This is a genomic window from Pantoea sp. Ft-CA_14 (assembly GCF_024520875.1).
GTDB lineage: Bacteria > Pseudomonadota > Gammaproteobacteria > Enterobacterales > Enterobacteriaceae > Pantoea > Pantoea agglomerans.
Genome location: NZ_JALNPM010000021.1, coordinates 1 through 17,019, shown reverse-complemented (window position 1 = coordinate 17,019; position 17,019 = coordinate 1). Strand labels below are relative to the sequence as shown.

At 53.7% G+C, this 17,019-nt stretch carries 16 protein-coding genes; 14 read left to right on the top strand and 2 right to left on the bottom strand.

The window, feature by feature from the left end; translation table 11 throughout:
* Positions 1-20: 20 nt before the first annotated feature.
* Together mreB and csrD are read right to left on the bottom strand one after the other, a co-directional pair.
* Complete coding sequence (gene mreB / locus NR195_RS22140) at positions 21-1,064, bottom strand: rod shape-determining protein MreB (protein WP_004385136.1); 1,044 nt, start codon at positions 1,062-1,064, stop codon at positions 21-23.
* 311 nt (positions 1,065-1,375) lie between these two features.
* Positions 1,376-3,325, bottom strand: coding sequence for an RNase E specificity factor CsrD (csrD, locus tag NR195_RS22135; protein ID WP_010699819.1), 1,950 nt, complete (start codon positions 3,323-3,325; stop codon positions 1,376-1,378).
* A 286-nt stretch (positions 3,326-3,611) separates the two neighbouring features.
* Here csrD and msrP point away from each other — a divergent pair, with 286 nt between their 5' ends.
* From msrP to NR195_RS22065, 14 genes are all read left to right on the top strand, one after another.
* Positions 3,612-4,616 carry a protein-methionine-sulfoxide reductase catalytic subunit MsrP gene (gene msrP, locus NR195_RS22130; protein ID WP_010256016.1) on the top strand — a complete coding sequence of 335 codons (1,005 nt, stop codon included), beginning with the start codon at positions 3,612-3,614 and terminating at the stop codon, positions 4,614-4,616.
* Positions 4,617-5,222, top strand: coding sequence for a protein-methionine-sulfoxide reductase heme-binding subunit MsrQ (gene msrQ, locus NR195_RS22125; RefSeq protein WP_010256013.1), 606 nt, complete (start codon positions 4,617-4,619; stop codon positions 5,220-5,222).
* Between the two features lie 232 nt (positions 5,223-5,454).
* On the top strand, positions 5,455-5,907 hold the full coding sequence (gene aroQ / locus NR195_RS22120; RefSeq protein ID WP_010256011.1) for a type II 3-dehydroquinate dehydratase: 453 nt from the start codon (positions 5,455-5,457) through the stop codon (positions 5,905-5,907).
* Positions 5,908-5,932: 25 nt separating this feature from the next.
* Positions 5,933-6,394 carry an acetyl-CoA carboxylase biotin carboxyl carrier protein gene (gene accB, locus NR195_RS22115; protein ID WP_010256009.1) on the top strand — a complete coding sequence of 154 codons (462 nt, stop codon included), beginning with the start codon at positions 5,933-5,935 and terminating at the stop codon, positions 6,392-6,394.
* An 11-nt stretch (positions 6,395-6,405) separates the two neighbouring features.
* Positions 6,406-7,755, top strand: a complete 1,350-nt coding sequence (gene accC / locus NR195_RS22110; RefSeq protein ID WP_010256007.1) for an acetyl-CoA carboxylase biotin carboxylase subunit — start codon at positions 6,406-6,408, stop codon at positions 7,753-7,755.
* A gap of 72 nt (positions 7,756-7,827) precedes the next feature.
* Positions 7,828-8,070 (top strand): YhdT family protein, encoded by a 243-nt coding sequence (locus NR195_RS22105; protein ID WP_010256005.1) that lies wholly within the window; start codon positions 7,828-7,830, stop codon positions 8,068-8,070.
* Positions 8,060-9,505, top strand: coding sequence for a sodium/pantothenate symporter (gene panF / locus NR195_RS22100; RefSeq protein WP_050680388.1), 1,446 nt, complete (start codon positions 8,060-8,062; stop codon positions 9,503-9,505). The genes NR195_RS22105 and panF overlap by 11 nt, the downstream gene beginning before the upstream one ends.
* Positions 9,506-9,521: 16 nt before the next feature.
* On the top strand, positions 9,522-10,403 hold the full coding sequence (gene prmA / locus NR195_RS22095; RefSeq protein WP_010699821.1) for a 50S ribosomal protein L11 methyltransferase: 882 nt from the start codon (positions 9,522-9,524) through the stop codon (positions 10,401-10,403).
* A 367-nt stretch (positions 10,404-10,770) separates the two neighbouring features.
* The gene (gene dusB / locus NR195_RS22090) at positions 10,771-11,736 is read left to right on the top strand and encodes a tRNA dihydrouridine synthase DusB (protein WP_008925814.1); all 966 of its coding nucleotides are present in this window, start codon (positions 10,771-10,773) and stop codon (positions 11,734-11,736) included.
* 23 nt (positions 11,737-11,759) lie between these two features.
* Positions 11,760-12,056, top strand: a complete 297-nt coding sequence (fis, locus tag NR195_RS22085) for a DNA-binding transcriptional regulator Fis (RefSeq protein ID WP_003855228.1) — start codon at positions 11,760-11,762, stop codon at positions 12,054-12,056.
* Between the two features lie 543 nt (positions 12,057-12,599).
* The gene (locus tag NR195_RS22080) at positions 12,600-13,625 is read left to right on the top strand and encodes an amino acid ABC transporter substrate-binding protein (protein ID WP_010255984.1); all 1,026 of its coding nucleotides are present in this window, start codon (positions 12,600-12,602) and stop codon (positions 13,623-13,625) included.
* Between the two features lie 68 nt (positions 13,626-13,693).
* Entirely contained in the window at positions 13,694-14,872 is a 1,179-nt protein-coding gene (locus NR195_RS22075; protein WP_256844917.1) for an amino acid ABC transporter permease, read from the top strand.
* Between the two features lie 15 nt (positions 14,873-14,887).
* Complete coding sequence (locus tag NR195_RS22070) at positions 14,888-15,988, top strand: amino acid ABC transporter permease (RefSeq protein ID WP_033780625.1); 1,101 nt, start codon at positions 14,888-14,890, stop codon at positions 15,986-15,988.
* An 8-nt stretch (positions 15,989-15,996) separates the two neighbouring features.
* Positions 15,997-16,758, top strand: a complete 762-nt coding sequence (locus tag NR195_RS22065) for an amino acid ABC transporter ATP-binding protein (protein ID WP_010699823.1) — start codon at positions 15,997-15,999, stop codon at positions 16,756-16,758.
* The last annotated feature ends 261 nt before the right edge of the window (positions 16,759-17,019 follow it).

Here is a 17,019-nt window from a genome sequence, read left to right as displayed (position 1 = left end):
TTCTTAGCCGGTTGAGGCAATTATTCTTCGCTGAACAAATCGCCGCCATGCATGTCGATCATTTCCAGCGCTTTGCCGCCACCGCGAGCCACACAGGTCAGTGGATCCTCAGCAACCACAACCGGAATGCCCGTCTCTTCCATCAGCAGACGATCCAGGTTGCGCAGTAACGCACCACCGCCGGTCAGCACCATGCCGCGCTCCGAAATATCTGAAGCCAGCTCAGGCGGACACTGCTCAAGGGCAACCATCACCGCGCTAACGATGCCGGTTAATGGCTCCTGCAGCGCTTCCAGAATTTCATTAGAGTTCAGTGTAAAGCCGCGCGGTACACCTTCTGCCAGGTTACGACCACGCACTTCGATCTCACGGACTTCATCACCCGGATAGGCTGAACCGATCTCATGCTTAATACGTTCTGCGGTCGCTTCGCCGATCAGTGAACCGTAGTTACGACGCACATAATTAATAATAGCTTCATCGAAACGATCGCCACCAATACGCACTGACGAGGAGTAGACCACACCGTTCAGCGAGATCACCGCCACTTCTGTGGTACCGCCACCAATATCTACCACCATTGAGCCAGTCGCTTCTGAAACGGGCAGACCCGCACCAATTGCTGCAGCCATCGGCTCTTCAATCAGAAACACTTCACGCGCGCCTGCGCCCTGAGCGGATTCACGAATCGCGCGGCGTTCAACCTGTGTTGCCCCGACGGGTACGCAGACCAGCACACGCGGGCTGGGACGCATAAAACTGTTGCTGTGAACCTGCTTGATGAAGTGTTGCAGCATCTTTTCGGTCACGAAGAAGTCAGCGATAACGCCATCTTTCATCGGACGAATCGCTGCGATATTGCCTGGCGTACGGCCAAGCATCTGTTTGGCCTCATGACCTACGGCCGCAACACTTTTCGGTGAACCGGCACGATCCTGTCGAATAGCGACGACGGAGGGCTCGTTCAGTACGATGCCCTGTCCTTTCACGTAAATCAGGGTATTCGCGGTACCCAGGTCAATGGACAAGTCGTTGGAAAACATGCCACGAAATTTTTTAAACATACTAAGGGGTAATCCTGCAAGCTGGGGGCGGAAAATAAAATCCGCTTACTTTACCAACCACACGAAGCTGCCACAAGGCGCAAAAACGTTCTGCTTCGGTGAAAAAAGACGCCTGATTGCGTTTAAGTCATCTGAACTGGCGATCCACAACAGCAGAATGGCGACCAGACGCCATCAGCACTGCATTTCACGCTATTTCCCCTCGCCCTGTCCGACATAAAATCTAACATTTCCGGCAGTAAGTTCAGAGGTTCAGACGCGGATAAACATTAAAAAAAACCGTAAATTTCCGTCAGTACGACCGCAATTCATTAAATACGGTAACGTTGTGAATACTTCTTCACGTTACTGTTAACCGGAAGCGAGGGAGCAAAAAAGTCGCCCTGCCCACCTGCTACGCCCAACGCGACTAAAGTTTGCCACTCCGCTTTAGTGCGGACACCGGTAGCAAACACCTGAATGCCCGTACATTTACAGACTTCCAGCAGACTCTGCACAAACAGCTGATTTTCAGTCCGTCGCTCAATATTGCGTACCAGACCGGCATCAAGCTTGATCAGTTCCAGCGGCAGCTGTCGTATATAGGCGCTGCTTACCACGGTTAAACCCGCCTGATTTACTGCAACCCGACAGCCAAAAGCCTTAAGTGCGCGGAAAACTGGCGTTAAACGGTTGATGTGTTGACAAACATCTGCCTCGGCAAGTTCAAATAAAAATCGTTTTCTTTGCGCTTTCGGGCACTGCAGCAGCATGTTCTGCAGCCAGAGGACAAAAGAGCGCTGCAGAAGCGAGGTAATCGTCACCGGGATCACCAGCGTCTCTTCTGGCCAGAGTTCAGAGAGTGCCGCAATGCGGGTCATTAACTGGCGATCCCAGCCATCAGCCATGCCGAGCTGCTGTACCAGGGGCATATATTCTGCGGCCAGCACTTCTTTATCGCCGTCGAAGATGCGGGTCAGCATCACCCGGTGCTGTACCTTACCCTCAATATTGACGGTGGGTTTATGATAGAGCCGCGGGCCGCCACGGCTAAGCGTGTTCTCCAGCAGGGTTCGCCAGCGCACACTACCCCGCCCGGCGTCCTGCGGATTTCCGGCACCATTGGTCCAGTTGTTGCCGCCCAGCAGTGCCGCACGTCGGGTAGCCATTTCGGCATTTTCCATCACCTGCGGCACAGTCTGCCCGCTGTGCCAGGCGCTGATGCCGATATGGATGAGATCATCACGATTAACCAGCCGCATCGGCGGCAGAGAATCAACAGCATTGATCAGCTGATCCGCAATACTGTTTGCCTCTTTAAGACTCCGATGCGGCAGTAGCACGGCAAAATCACTGCGGAAATAGCGTGCCAGCAGGGCGCCAGGATAGCGCAGCACAAAGGTGGAAAGCATGTTGACGAAATTGAAGAGGTACTCCTCAACCAGCCCCGGCTCCAGCGAATCCTTCAGCGTGTCCAGATCGGGCAGGCGCACCATCATCACCACACCATGGGTGCCGACAGCTTCCTGATCCTCCAGCAGGGTGGCGAGCTGGTTATCAAAGAACAGCCGGTTGTTGAGACCGGTGCGTCCATCCTGCGCAGCAAAGGTGCGGATCAGCGTGTCGATACGCAGACGCTGCTCGCCCGCCTCCTGCAGATCCGCCAGCAACACATCCAGTGCGCGGCTCGCTCTCGGTGGCCACTCATCCGCACCGCGTTTCGGCATTACGCCGCGCTCACCGCTGATAATCGCCTCTGCCCGTACTTCAAGATGCTCCATACCGCGCCACTGCCGACTGAGCCAGCGATGCATCAGCAGCAGCACCAGACTCATCACCAGCATGACGGTAAACAGGATGCCCAGCGTAGAGGTGCCGGTAATGGAGCGCAGCCAGGTTTTGGCAGGATCAAGGGTGACGACCCGCAGCTCTAACCCCGTCTGGTGCATCAAAGGCACATCGACCTGGATAAAACGATTAGGTTCGTCTTCCAGCATCTGGTTTTCGTGTCGGGAGAGAGTAAGGAAAGTCTGCCTGCCGTTGTGAAGAGAAATCTGCTCGGCATTCATTATCGGCATCATACGCGTGAGCCAGACATGCAGCTCTGCCGGCGTCTGGGTGAACATCGCCTGATCCACTTCGGTCGCCAGTATCTGCGCCCGATGTTCAACCCGCTGATGACTGAACCAGAAAACACTGAATGCACAGCCTGCCAGCATCAACGACATGGCCAGCAGGCTTAAAAAGGTAATAAACGCAGATAATTTTGTGGTTAATCGCATCCCTGTGCCTGTATTACTGCGGTGATAACCGGATCACCCAACCTTGTACCGTCAGCCTGACGAAAACGCGAGCAAAAATAGCATAATTTGCCGTTGCCGACAGCGCCGGGACGTATGAAGCCGAAGTATATCGTCGGGATATCATCGCTGACGTTGATCCTGGCACTTTTCGGTGCATTCTCATCGTACCGGCCAGCCAGGAAATTTCACATTTTCAGGGCGAAACTGGCTGATATCAGTAATAGTCATCATGCTGGTTAATGACATCCTGTCTGGAGAGGGCACCATGAAACGCACACCCCGTCTGACCGAAGCCGACGTAACGCCGGAAAGCATTTTTAACATGAAGCGCCGCCAGGTGCTGAAAACGCTGGGACTGAGCGCAGCGGCGATGGGTATGCCGGGCGTGGCGCAAGCCGATATTCTCAGCTGGTTCAAAGGCAACGATCGCCCACCCGCGCCAGCAGGCCGGCCGCTGGACTTTACCAAACCAGCGCAATATCAGGCCGATCTGACCTTAACGCCTGCGGATAAAGTTTCCGGCTATAACAACTTCTATGAGTTCGGGCTGGATAAGGCCGATCCGGCTGCCAATGCCGGTACGCTGAAAACAGAACCCTGGAAACTGACCATTGATGGCGAAGTGGCTAAACCCGTGACCCTGGATATGGATGACATCTTTAAACGGTTTGCCATGGAGCAGCGAATCTATCGCATGCGCTGCGTGGAGGCCTGGTCGATGGTGGTGCCCTGGATAGGCTTCGAGCTGAATAAGCTTATCTCTCTGGCGGAACCCACCAGCAAAGCGCGTTTTGTCGCCTTTCAGACACTGTACGATCCTGAGCAGATGCCAGGTCAGAAAGATCGCTTTATTGGCGGCGGACTCAATTATCCCTATGTCGAAGGTTTACGTCTGGATGAAGCCATGCATCCGCTGACCATTCTGACCACCGGCGTCTATGGCAAAGCGCTGCCGCCGCAGAATGGCGCGCCGATTCGCCTGACGGTGCCGTGGAAATATGGTTTTAAGGGCATTAAGTCGATTGTCAAAATCACCCTGACCGCAAATCAGCCACCAACGACCTGGAATCAGATCGCCGCAGATGAATATGGTTTTTATGCCAATGTGAATCCGCATGTTAATCATCCACGCTGGTCGCAGGCCACTGAGCGATTTATTGGCCCGGGCGGCAGTCTGAAGGTCGAACGTCAGCCAACTCTGCTGTTTAACGGCTATGCCGAACAGGTTGCGTCGCTCTATCGTGGCCTGGATTTACGGGAGAATTACTAGGTGGTACGCCTGTCGATAAAACAGATCACCTGGCTTAAGGTGATTCTGCATCTGGCGGCCCTGTTGCCGCTGATTTATCTGGTTCTTGCCGCGATGCAGGGCGGCCTGAGTGCGGATCCGGCAAAAGATATTCAGCATTTTACCGGCCGCATGGCGCTGAAACTGCTGCTGGGTACGCTGCTGGTCTCACCGCTGGCACGTTATGGCAGGCAACCGCTGTTAATCCGCACCCGGCGTCTGCTTGGCGTCTGGACGTTTGTCTGGGCTTCTCTCCATCTGCTGAGCTATTACCTGCTGGAGCTGGGCGCTGACAATCTGCGTCTGCTGGGCAGCGAGCTGATTTCCCGTCCCTATCTGACACTGGGGATTATCAGCTGGCTGATATTACTGGCCCTGGCGCTGACGTCGTTTCAGCGCGCTCAGCGCAAGCTCGGTAAGCGCTGGCAAACCCTGCACAACGCGGTCTATCTGGTGGCCATTCTGGTGCCGATTCACTATATCTGGTCAGTGAAAACCGTGTCACCCCAGCCACTTATTTACGCACTACTTGCTGCAATACTGTTAGCCTGGCGTTACAAAAAATTTCTCAAATGGTGGCCTCGCTAGCGCTTCACCCGTTGTTTTCCTCTGCACTTTTCTGATAAAAGATGTGGCCCGCAGGCCACATCCGATCATCTTCGCAGATAAGACCAGTATTTTGCTGCGAAATGACACGAAACGGATATAATGCCCGGCTTTATTGCTCGTCGGGTCTTCTTTTTCATTCTCAAAGGTGACAAATGAAGATTCGCAAGGTATTTTACGCGATGCCTCAATGATTGCGGGAGATGGCAGCACGATGGCGCATAAATTACATATTCTGCTTTTAAACGGGCCCAACCTGAACCTGTTGGGAACGCGTGAACCTGAGAAGTATGGTCATACCACGCTGCGTCAGATCGTTGACGATTTGACACGTCAGGCAGACCAGTTGAATGTGGAATTGAGCCACCTGCAAACCAATGCTGAATTTCAGCTGATTGATCGCATTCATGAGGCCAAAGGCAATGTGGATTACATCATTATTAATCCTGCCGCGTTTACCCATACCAGTGTCGCACTACGTGATGCCCTGCTGGCGGTAGAAATACCGTTTATCGAGGTTCATCTCTCCAACGTGCATGCCCGCGAGCCCTTCCGCCATCACTCCTATCTTTCTGATGTCTCTGCTGGCGTGATCTGTGGGCTTGGCGCTGACGGCTACACATGGGCTTTACAAACGGCAGTAAAACGCCTGTCTCAAACTAATTAATCAAACTGAGTACGGAACCCCACTCATGGATATTCGTAAAATTAAAAAACTGATCGAACTGGTTGAAGAGTCTGGCATTTCAGAGCTGGAAATTTCTGAAGGTGAAGAGTCCGTTCGCATCAGCCGTGCACCTGCAAACGTGGGTTACCCGATGATGCAGCAGACTTACGCTGCGCCGGTTCAACAGCCTGCTCTGGCAACAGCTGTTGCTCCTGTTGCAGCGGTTGCCGAAGCGGCACCGGCTGAAATCAGCGGTCACATCGTGCGTTCACCAATGGTAGGGACCTTCTACCGTACGCCGAGCCCGGATGCGAAAGCCTTTGTGGAAGTCGGCCAGAAAGTGAATGCCGGCGATACCTTGTGCATCGTCGAAGCCATGAAAATGATGAACCAGATCGAAGCTGACAAATCAGGTGTAGTGAAAGCTATCCTGGTTGAAAGCGGTCAGCCGGTCGAATTTGACGAGCCACTGGTTATCATCGAGTAACGGGGCAGATCATGCTGGATAAAATTGTTATTGCTAACCGTGGTGAGATTGCGCTGCGCATTCTGCGTGCCTGTAAAGAACTGGGCATCAAGACTGTTGCGGTACACTCAAGCGCGGATCGTGACCTGAAGCACGTGCTGCTGGCAGACGAAACCGTCTGCATCGGCCCGGCGCAGTCAGTTAAAAGTTACCTCAACATCCCGGCGCTGATCTCTGCTGCAGAGATCACCGGCGCGGTGGCGATTCACCCTGGCTACGGCTTCCTCTCTGAGAATGCCGATTTTGCTGAGCAGGTTGAGCGCTCCGGCTTTATCTTTATCGGTCCGAAAGCAGACACCATTCGCCTGATGGGCGACAAAGTCTCTGCGATTAATGCCATGAAGAAAGCAGGCGTCCCAACCGTACCCGGTTCTGACGGTTCGCTGACCGATGATATGGAAAAAAACCGTGCCTTTGCGAAGCGCATCGGTTATCCGGTCATCATCAAAGCCTCTGGCGGCGGCGGCGGTCGTGGTATGCGCGTTGTGCGCAGCGACAAAGATCTGGAACAATCCATCAACATGACGAAAGCGGAAGCCAAAGCGGCTTTCAGCAACGACATGGTTTACATGGAGAAGTATCTGGAGAATCCGCGCCACATCGAGATTCAGGTTCTGGCTGACGGCCAGGGCAACGCGATCTATCTGGGCGAACGTGACTGCTCTATGCAGCGTCGTCACCAGAAAGTGGTTGAAGAAGCGCCAGGCCCAGGTATTACTGAAGAACAGCGCAGCTTTATCGGCAATCGTTGTGCCAAAGCCTGTATTGAGATTGGCTATCGTGGCGCAGGTACCTTCGAGTTTCTGTACGAAAACGGTGAGTTCTACTTCATTGAGATGAACACCCGTATTCAGGTGGAACATCCGGTGACCGAGATGATCACCGGTGTGGATCTGATCAAAGAGCAGCTGCGCATTGCTGCGGGTCAGCCACTGTCGATCAAACAGGACGAAGTGGTTATTCGCGGACATGCGGTCGAGTGCCGTATTAACGCTGAAGATCCGGTCACCTTCCTGCCAAGTCCGGGTAAAATCACCCGCTTCCATGCGCCAGGCGGTTTTGGCGTGCGCTGGGAGTCGCATATTTACTCAGGCTACACCGTACCGCCGTATTACGACTCCATGATCGGTAAGCTGATCACCTATGGCGAAACGCGCGACGTGGCTATCGCCCGCATGAAGAATGCGCTGGCGGAACTGATCATCGACGGTATCAAAACCAACGTTGAACTGCAGATGAAAATCATGTCCGACGAAAACTTCCAGCACGGTGGAACCAATATCCACTATCTGGAGAAAAAACTCGGCTTGCACGAGAAGTAAACGCAACGCTGAGTCAGTCAGAGGCCGGTTAATCCGGCCTTTTTCTTTTGCCGCTGGCGTTAAGGTTGAATCATGGATGCTCGTTTTATACAGGCACATAAAGAGGCGCGCTGGTCGCTCTACCTCACCCTGCTCTGGCTCGCTGCCTGGGGGCTTTCTGCCTGGCTGGGTGGCAGTGAAATTGGTATCACCGGCCTGCCGCGCTGGTTTGAACTCTCCTGCCTGTTTGCTCCCCTGTTGTTCATATTCCTGTGCTGGATGATGGTGCGGTTAATTTTCCGCGACATGCCGCTGGAGGACACAAATGAACAGTGAAATTATCCTGCCGTTACTGATTTATCTGGTGTTGATTGCCGCGCTGTCGGTGTTTGCCGTGCGCAAAAGGCGCGAGGGTAGCTTCCTCACTGAATATTTCCTTGGCAGCCGCTCCATGGGCGGATTTGTGCTGGCGATGACGCTCACCACCACCTATATCAGCGCCAGCTCGTTTATTGGTGGTCCCGGTGCCGCCTACAAATATGGGCTGGGATGGGTATTGCTGGCGATGGTGCAGGTGCCCGCCGTCTGGCTCTCGCTGGGTGTGCTGGGGAAAAAGTTTGCCATCCTGGCGCGCAAGCATAATGCGGTGACGCTGAATGACATGCTCTACGCCCGCTATCAGAGCCCGCTGCTGATCTGGCTGGCGAGTCTGAGCCTGCTGGTTGCCTTTATCGGTGCCATGACGGTGCAGTTTATTGGCGGCGCGCGGCTGCTCGAAACCGCCGCAGGCATCCCGTATGACACGGGTCTGCTGATTTTTGGCGGCACTATTGCGCTCTACACCGCTTTTGGCGGGTTCCGTGCCAGCGTTCTCAATGACGCCATGCAGGGCATCGTGATGCTGATTGGCACATTTCTGCTGCTGTTCGCGGTGATTCATCAGGCTGGCGGCCTGAGCACGGCCGTGCAGAAACTACATGACATTGATCCCGCTCTGCTGTCGCCGCAGGGACCGGGTGAGATTATAACGCCGACCTTCCTCAGTTCATTTGTCGTGCTGGTCTGCTTTGGGGTGATTGGCTTGCCGCATACTGCGGTGCGCTGCATCTCTTATAAAGACAGCAAGGCAGTCCATCGGGCCATTATTCTGGGTACCATTGTGGTGGTGATCCTGATGCTGGGAATGCATCTGGCCGGTGCGCTGGGCCGGGCGATACTGCCGAATCTGACCGTGCCGGATAGTGTTATACCCACCCTGATGATCACTGTGCTGCCACCGTTAGCTGCCGGACTGTTTCTGGCAGCCCCCATGGCAGCCATTATGTCGACCATTAATGCCCAGCTGTTACAGGCTTCGGCTACGCTGATCAAAGATCTCTATCTGCGTGTCGCCCCGCAGCAGATGGAAAATGAGACGCGGCTGCGGCTGTTATCTGGCACCATTACGTTCGCACTGGGTATCCTGCTGCTGATTGCGGCCTGGAATCCACCCGATATGATTATCTGGCTCAACCTGCTGGCCTTTGGCGGCCTTGAGGCGGTTTTCCTCTGGCCGCTGGTACTGGGTCTCTACTGGGAACGCGCTAATGCCGCAGGCGCCATCACCGGCATGGTGGTGGGTGGAGGCTGCTACGCTTTTCTGGCGAGCCTGAACCTGCAGATTCTGGGTTTTCATCCCATTGTGCCCTCACTGCTTTTAAGCCTGCTGGCATTTTTAGTGGGCAACCTGTTTGGACGCGCGCCGCAAACGGTCGACGCGCCGCAACATTGACGGAAAGAGAGACGTTATGCCGTGGATTCAAATCAAAATTAATAGCTCAGGTGAACACGCGGAAACGCTGAGCGATGCGCTGATGGACATCGGTGCGGTTTCAGTGACCTTTCAGGATACCAACGACACGCCGGTGTATGAGCCGCTGCCAGGTGAAACCCGCCTGTGGGGCGATACCGATGTTATCGGCCTGTTCGATGCAGAAACTGATATGGCCGCGATTACCGCCGAACTGGCGCAGCATCCGTTGCTGGGCGCCGGTTTTCGTCACCGGATCGAGCAGATCGAAGATAAAGACTGGGAGCGCGAATGGATGGAAAACTTCCATCCGATGCGCTTCGGTGAGCGGCTCTGGATCTGTCCGAGCTGGCGTGATGTGCCGGATCCCGATGCCGTCAACGTAATGCTCGATCCCGGCCTGGCGTTTGGGACCGGCACGCATCCGACCACCTCACTCTGCCTTACCTGGCTTGACGGGCTGGATCTGGTGGGCAAAACGGTGATCGATTTCGGCTGTGGTTCGGGGATCCTGGCGATCGCCGCACTGAAGCTGGGCGCGGCTCAGGCGATCGGGATTGATATCGATCCGCAGGCTATTCAGGCCAGCCGGGATAATGCTGAGCGCAACGGCGTCTCTGATCGCCTGTCGCTCTATCTGCCCCACCAGCAACCCGAAAATCTGCAGGCTGATGTGGTGGTGGCCAATATCCTGGCCGGCCCGCTACGTGAACTGGCCCCGCTGATCAGCGTACTGCCGAAGTCTGGCGGTCATCTGGGCCTCTCGGGCGTGTTAGAGAGCCAGGCAGAGAGCGTCTGCGAAGCGTATGTCAGCGAGTTCACGCTCGACCCGGTTGCGGTTAAAGAGGAGTGGTGCCGGATTACCGGGATTAAATCCTGAATATAGCGCCTGTCTGCCCCCTCTGATATCGCGCTGCCCGTAACAAAGTGCCTTAACAGAACATTCAGCCAGCCCGTAGCGTAAGTTGCGGGCTTTCCCGATTTGAAATGGATGCTTGTATCGTTAATCACGGCATGTGACGTTTTTTATCTGGCGAATTGACGTACTTTTCTGGAAAAACTTTTGCTCACAATTTCAGCATAAGTTGTTAAATCATTGATATTTAAGCTTAATAAATATGCACATCGATCATGACCCGGATTTCATTGATCTTTCTTGCTGATTGTTCAAAGTTTGGCCTTTCATCTTCCTGCAAAAATGCGTAATATACGCCGCCTTGCAGACACAGTATGGCCATTCTGACTTCATGCGTATTGGAAACCTCCAGCTGAGAAATCGACTGATTGCAGCACCGATGGCCGGTATTACCGACAGGCCGTTCAGGGCGCTGTGTCACGAAATGGGTGCAGGCATGGCAGTTTCTGAGATGTTGTCTTCAAACCCGGAAGTCTGGGCAAGCGACAAATCTCGATTACGTATGGTTCACAGCGATGAGCCAGGCATTCGCGCCGTGCAAATTGCCGGTTGCGATCCCAGTGAAATGGCGCAAGCTGCACGCATTAATGTTGAGGCTGGTGCACAGGTCATCGACATTAATATGGGATGCCCTGCCAAGAAGGTTAACCGCAAAATGGCGGGTTCAGCCTTGCTGCAATATCCCACCGTGGTGGAGTCAATTCTCTCCGCAGTGGTTAATGCAGTGAATGTGCCGGTTACGCTGAAAATTCGTACTGGCTGGGATCCTGAAAACAGGAACTGTGTCGCGATTGCCCAATTGGCTGAACGCTGCGGTATACAGGCTCTGACGATACATGGTCGCACTCGTGCCTGCCTGTTCAACGGAGAAGCTGAATATGACAGCATTCGGACAGTTAAGCAGAGTGTCTCCATTCCGATTATCGCGAATGGAGACATAACTGACCCGCATAAAGCCAGAGCGGTGCTCGACTATACAGGGGCCGATGCTCTGATGATAGGACGTGCTGCTCAGGGAAGACCGTGGATCTTCCGGGAAATCCAGCATTATCTGGACACTGGGGAGTTGCTTGCCCCGCTGCCGATGGCAGAGGTCAAGCGCTTGCTTGTTTCGCATATACGTGAGCTGCACGACTTTTACGGTTCAGGCAAGGGATACCGTATAGCGCGAAAGCACGTCTCCTGGTATCTGCAGGAGCACGCCCCGAATGACCAGTTTCGGCGCACATTCAACGCCATTGAGGATGCCAGCGAACAGCTGGAGGCGTTGGAGGCATACTTCGAAAATCTTGCGTAACGAAATAAAGAGCTGAAAGAACTATGTTCGAACAACGCGTAAATTCTGACGTACTGACCGTTTCAACCGTTAACTCACAGGATCAGGTAACTCAAAAACCTTTGCGTGATTCGGTTAAACAGGCACTGAAGAACTATTTTGCTCAACTGAATGGTCAGGATGTGAGCGACCTGTATGAGCTGGTTTTGGCTGAAGTCGAGCAGCCTCTGTTGGACATGGTGATGCAGTATACCCGTGGCAATCAGACCCGTGCTGCCCTGATGATGGGTATCAACCGCGGTACGCTGCGTAAGAAATTGAAAAAATACGGCATGAACTGATTTTTAGTTCTGTCTGTAAATCACGCCAGCCTTCGGGCTGGCGTTTTTATTTGTGCGTCGACGCACAAAGCCACGGTAATGATAGTGAAACAGTTTCCGGTAATATGGTAACTGTAGTTGCAATCGCTGGCGTGATATTTCACCCTCTCGCTTTCGCCCGCTGTGATTTGACTTAGTGCCTGCCTGACCCTCACCTCGCTTCACATCCCCGCCACTGCTGGGTATGTGACTTTCTGCGCATTAAAAAGCAACGCAATCTCTTCATACATTTCTGCCTGAGTGAATGCTCACACTGCTCCCACATAGTGAAACTATTTGCACTAAATGTGATCGGGTCGACTCGCATTGCTTCCTTTTGGTGCGCCATATTAGCGGAACTTTCTAAGTGCTTCCGATTATTAACCGTTCTTTCATACGAATTCAGGAACCTGCAAACCTGGCATCAGCTTTGCAGAGTCGTGGATGGCTGACCGCCACAGACAGGAAAAACGCACACTAAAGTGCGCAAACATAACAACATGATCCCGCCACACAGGATGCTTTATGAAAAAGATGATGCTCTCTACGCTGATCGCTGCTGCCTCGCTGGTTGCCGTTGCTCAGCAAGCACACGCAGGCACCACACTGGATGCGATAAAGAAAAAAGGTTTTGTTCAATGTGGTATCAGTGACGGCTTGCCGGGCTTCTCCTATGCAGATGCTGGCGGCAAGTTTACCGGTATCGATGTGGATGTGTGTCGTGCGACGGCTGCCGCTGTGTTTGGTGATGCGACCAAAGTGAAATATACCCCGCTGACCGCGAAAGAGCGTTTTACCGCTCTGCAGTCCGGCGAGGTGGATGTGCTTTCACGTAATACCACATGGACCTCATCGCGCGATGGCGGCATGGGCTTCCTGTTTGCGGGCGTGAACTATTACGACGGTATCGGCTTCCTGACTCACCAGAAGGCCGGCCTGAAAAGTGCGAAAGAGCTGGATGGTGCCACCGTCTGTATTCAGGCGGGAACCGACACCGAGCTGAACGTAGCGGACTTCTTTAAAGCCAACAAAATGCAATATACGCCTGTAACCTTCGACCGCTCTGATGAATCGGCTAAAGCGCTGGATAGCGGACGTTGCGATACGCTGGCGTCTGACCAGTCTCAGCTTTACGCATTACGCATTAAGCTGGGCAAACCGGACGAATTTATTGTTCTGCCCGAAGTGATCTCCAAAGAGCCGCTGGGGCCGTTGGTGCGTCGTGGTGATGATGACTGGTTCACCATCGTGAAGTGGTCGCTCTACGCCATGCTGAATGCGGAGGAGATGGGCATCTCCTCGAAGAACGTTGATCAGATGACGGCCAAGCCAACCACACCAGACATGGCACACTTCCTGGGCGCCGAAGGTGATTTTGGTAAGGATCTGAAGCTGGATAACAAGTGGGCCTACAACATCGTCAAGCAGGTGGGTAACTATCAGGAAAGCTTTGACCGTAACGTCGGTAAAGACAGCGCACTGAAGATTGCACGTGGTCAGAATGCGTTGTGGAACCAGGGCGGTATTCAGTACGCACCACCGGTACGTTAACAGACCTCACTAATCGGGCACCCTATTCTGTGGTGCCCTACCCCAGCTTTCGTTACTGAGGTTTCAACATGTCACAACGCCCAACCGTGAAAAGGGATTTTTCATTTGGTAATCCCACGGTTCGCGCCTGGATTTATCAGCTCATCGCCATCGTCGCGGTGCTTGGTGTGGTGGGTTATCTGGTGCATAACACCATTATTAACCTTGCCAATCGCGGCATTACATCGGGGTTTGGATTTCTAGAGCGCACTGCCGGTTTCGGCATCGTTCAGCATCTGATTGAGTACACTGAGGGAGATACCTACGCGCGCGTGTTTCTGGTCGGATTAACCAACACGCTGCTGGTCTCTGCACTCTGTATTGTTTTCGCTTCGATTCTCGGATTCGCGGTCGGTCTTGCCCGCCTTTCTGACAACTGGCTGCTGCGGAAACTCTCGAATATCTATATCGAAACCTTCCGTAATATCCCACCCCTGCTGCAAATCTTCTTCTGGTACTTTGCAGTCTTACGCAATCTGCCGGGGCCACGTCAGGCGCTGAATGCTTTTGATCTGGCGTATGTCAGTAATCGCGGACTCTACGTTCCGTGGCCGACCTATGCAGCAGGCAGCTGGCCATTTGTGATCGCACTGCTTCTGGCCGCGGCTGTGAGCTATGGCCTGTACCGCTTTAACCGTAAACATCAGCTGAAAACCGGTCAGTTACGTCGCACATGGCCCGCTGCCGTTGTGATGCTGATTCTCTTTCCTTTGCTTGCACACCTTGGGTTTGGCCCAGCCACGCACTGGGATGTGCCACAACTGCGCGGTTTCAATTTCCGTGGCGGCTCGGTGATGATACCGGAGCTGGCAGCCCTGACGCTGGCACTGTCGATTTATACGTCGTCGTTTATTGCTGAAGTGATCCGCTCCGGGATCCAGTCGGTCCCCTATGGTCAGCATGAAGCAGCGCGGTCGCTGGGGCTGCCTAATCCGGTTACGCTGCGCCAGGTGATTATTCCTCAGGCCATGCGCGTCATTATTCCGCCACTAACCAGCCAGTATCTGAACATCGTGAAGAACTCTTCACTCGCTGCCGCTATCGGTTATCCCGATATGGTGTCGCTGTTCGCCGGATCGGTACTGAATCAGACCGGTCAGGCCATTGAGACGATTGCTATCACGATGGGCGTTTACCTGATTATCAGCCTGCTGATATCAATGCTTATGAACTTCTACAACCGCAAAATTGCGCTGGTTGAGCGTTAAGAGAACGGGATAACTATGTCTTTGACTACGCATGAAACGCCCCCCGTCCCGACGACTCTGGTCAGTCGTGCCTGGTTTTGGGCTCGTAAAAACCTGTTTTCCAGCTGGTTTAATACGCTACTGACGCTGTTTTGCATCTGGGTTATCTGGCACGTCATTCCGCCCGCGCTGAACTGGCTGGTCTTTCAGGCAAACTGGATCGGCACCACGCGCGCCGATTGCACCAAAGAGGGTGCCTGTTGGGTCTTTATCCATGCTCGTTTCGGCCAGTTCATGTATGGGCTTTACCCGCATGAGTTGCGCTGGCGTATTAACCTGGCGCTGGTGATCGGCCTGTTGTCGATTGTGCCGATGTTCCTGAAGAGTCTGCCGTATCGTGGACGCTACATTGCTGCCTGGGCTGTCATCTATCCGGTGATTGTCTGGTTTCTGCTGTATGGCGGCTATCTGGGGCTGGAACGTGTCGAAACACGTCAGTGGGGCGGATTAACGCTGACGCTGATTATTGCGTCGGTGGGTATTGCCGGTGCGCTGCCGCTGGGTATTTTGCTGGCGCTGGGCCGTCGCTCACGCATGCCGGTCGTGCGCACGCTGTCGATTATCTTTATTGAGTTCTGGCGCGGCGTGCCGCTGATTACCGTGCTGTTTATGTCATCCGTGATGCTGCCGCTGTTTATGTCTGAAGGCACTAACATCGACAAGCTTGTGCGCGCGCTGGTCGGCGTCATTCTGTTCCAGTCCGCCTATGTGGCAGAGGTGGTTCGCGGTGGCCTGCAGGCACTGCCGAAAGGTCAGTACGAAGCAGCCGAATCTCTGGCGCTGGGCTACTGGAAGACGCAGATGCTGGTTATTCTGCCCCAGGCGCTGAAGCTCACTATTCCCGGCCTGGTCAATACCATCATCGCACTGTTTAAAGATACCAGCCTGGTCATCATCATTGGTCTTTTCGATCTGTTCAGCAGCGTCCAGCAGGCAACGGTCGATCCGACCTGGCTGGGGATGTCGACCGAAGGTTATGTCTTTGCTGCACTGGTCTATTGGATCTTCTGTTTTAGCATGTCGCGCTACAGCCAGTATCTGGAAAAGCGCTTTCACACCGGGCGTACATCGCACTGAGGTTTTACATGACTGACTCTATGACACACTCTTCCGACGCGTTGATGATCTCGCTTGAGAACGTGAATAAATGGTACGGGCAATTCCATGTACTGAAAGACATCAACCTGCAGGTTAAACCCCGTGAACGCATCGTACTGTGCGGACCTTCCGGCTCCGGCAAATCGACGACGATCCGCTGTATCAACCATCTGGAAGAGCATCAGCAGGGCCGCATTGTTGTTGACGGTATCCATCTTAATGATGACGTTCGTAACATTGAGCGCGTGCGCACCGAAGTCGGTATGGTCTTCCAGCACTTCAATCTCTTTCCGCATCTGACCGTACTGCAAAACTGCACGCTGGCACCTTCCTGGGTAAGAAAGATTCCAAAGAAGGAAGCTGATGAGCTGGCCATGCACTATCTGCAACGCGTGCGTATTGCCGAGCATGCACATAAGTTTCCGGGCCAGCTCTCTGGCGGACAGCAGCAGCGTGTCGCCATCGCCCGCTCACTCTGTATGAAGCCCAAAATTATGCTGTTTGATGAGCCCACGTCAGCGCTGGATCCTGAGATGGTTAAAGAGGTGCTGGATACGATGATTGGTCTGGCTGAGGATGGGATGACTATGCTGTGCGTCACCCATGAGATGGGCTTTGCCCGAACGGTGGCTGACCGGGTGATCTTTATGGATCGGGGAGAGATCGTCGAAGTCGCGCCACCGCAGGAGTTCTTTGCGAATCCAAAATCGGAGCGTACCCGGGCGTTTCTATCGCAGGTTATTCACTGATCAGACGTTCAGTTATCTCACTACCCGGCCTGGTGCCGGGTTTTTTTATGGCCTGAACAGCCGCTTTAATATGCTTACTGACCTGTTGCTGTTATGAATAGACAGACAGATACGCTGTGAAGAGGGAGTTTTATCGCGGTTTGCCACAACGAAAAAAGCCCTTCGCATACGCAAAGGGCTCTCTCTTATTTGATGCCTGGCAGTTCCCTACTCTCGCATGGGGAGACCCCACACTACCATCGGCGCTACGGCGTTTCACTT

Bases quoted from the DNA above. Each gene is read 5' to 3' on its own strand.
- NR195_RS22070 (WP_033780625.1), top strand. From the start codon at position 14,888: ATGTCTTTGACTACGCATGAAACGCCCCCCGTCCCGACGACTCTGGTC.
- accB (WP_010256009.1), top strand. From the start codon at position 5,933: ATGGATATTCGTAAAATTAAAAAACTGATCGAACTGGTTGAAGAGTCT.
- dusB (WP_008925814.1), top strand. From the start codon at position 10,771: ATGCGTATTGGAAACCTCCAGCTGAGAAATCGACTGATTGCAGCACCG.
- msrP (WP_010256016.1), top strand. From the start codon at position 3,612: ATGAAACGCACACCCCGTCTGACCGAAGCCGACGTAACGCCGGAAAGC.
- accC (WP_010256007.1), top strand. From the start codon at position 6,406: ATGCTGGATAAAATTGTTATTGCTAACCGTGGTGAGATTGCGCTGCGC.
- NR195_RS22075 (WP_256844917.1), top strand. From the start codon at position 13,694: ATGTCACAACGCCCAACCGTGAAAAGGGATTTTTCATTTGGTAATCCC.
- NR195_RS22105 (WP_010256005.1), top strand. From the start codon at position 7,828: ATGGATGCTCGTTTTATACAGGCACATAAAGAGGCGCGCTGGTCGCTC.
- NR195_RS22065 (WP_010699823.1), top strand. From the start codon at position 15,997: ATGACTGACTCTATGACACACTCTTCCGACGCGTTGATGATCTCGCTT.
- csrD (WP_010699819.1), bottom strand. From the start codon at position 3,325: ATGCGATTAACCACAAAATTATCTGCGTTTATTACCTTTTTAAGCCTG.
- panF (WP_050680388.1), top strand. From the start codon at position 8,060: ATGAACAGTGAAATTATCCTGCCGTTACTGATTTATCTGGTGTTGATT.
- prmA (WP_010699821.1), top strand. From the start codon at position 9,522: ATGCCGTGGATTCAAATCAAAATTAATAGCTCAGGTGAACACGCGGAA.
- fis (WP_003855228.1), top strand. From the start codon at position 11,760: ATGTTCGAACAACGCGTAAATTCTGACGTACTGACCGTTTCAACCGTT.
- NR195_RS22080 (WP_010255984.1), top strand. From the start codon at position 12,600: ATGAAAAAGATGATGCTCTCTACGCTGATCGCTGCTGCCTCGCTGGTT.
- mreB (WP_004385136.1), bottom strand. From the start codon at position 1,064: ATGTTTAAAAAATTTCGTGGCATGTTTTCCAACGACTTGTCCATTGAC.
- aroQ (WP_010256011.1), top strand. From the start codon at position 5,455: ATGGCGCATAAATTACATATTCTGCTTTTAAACGGGCCCAACCTGAAC.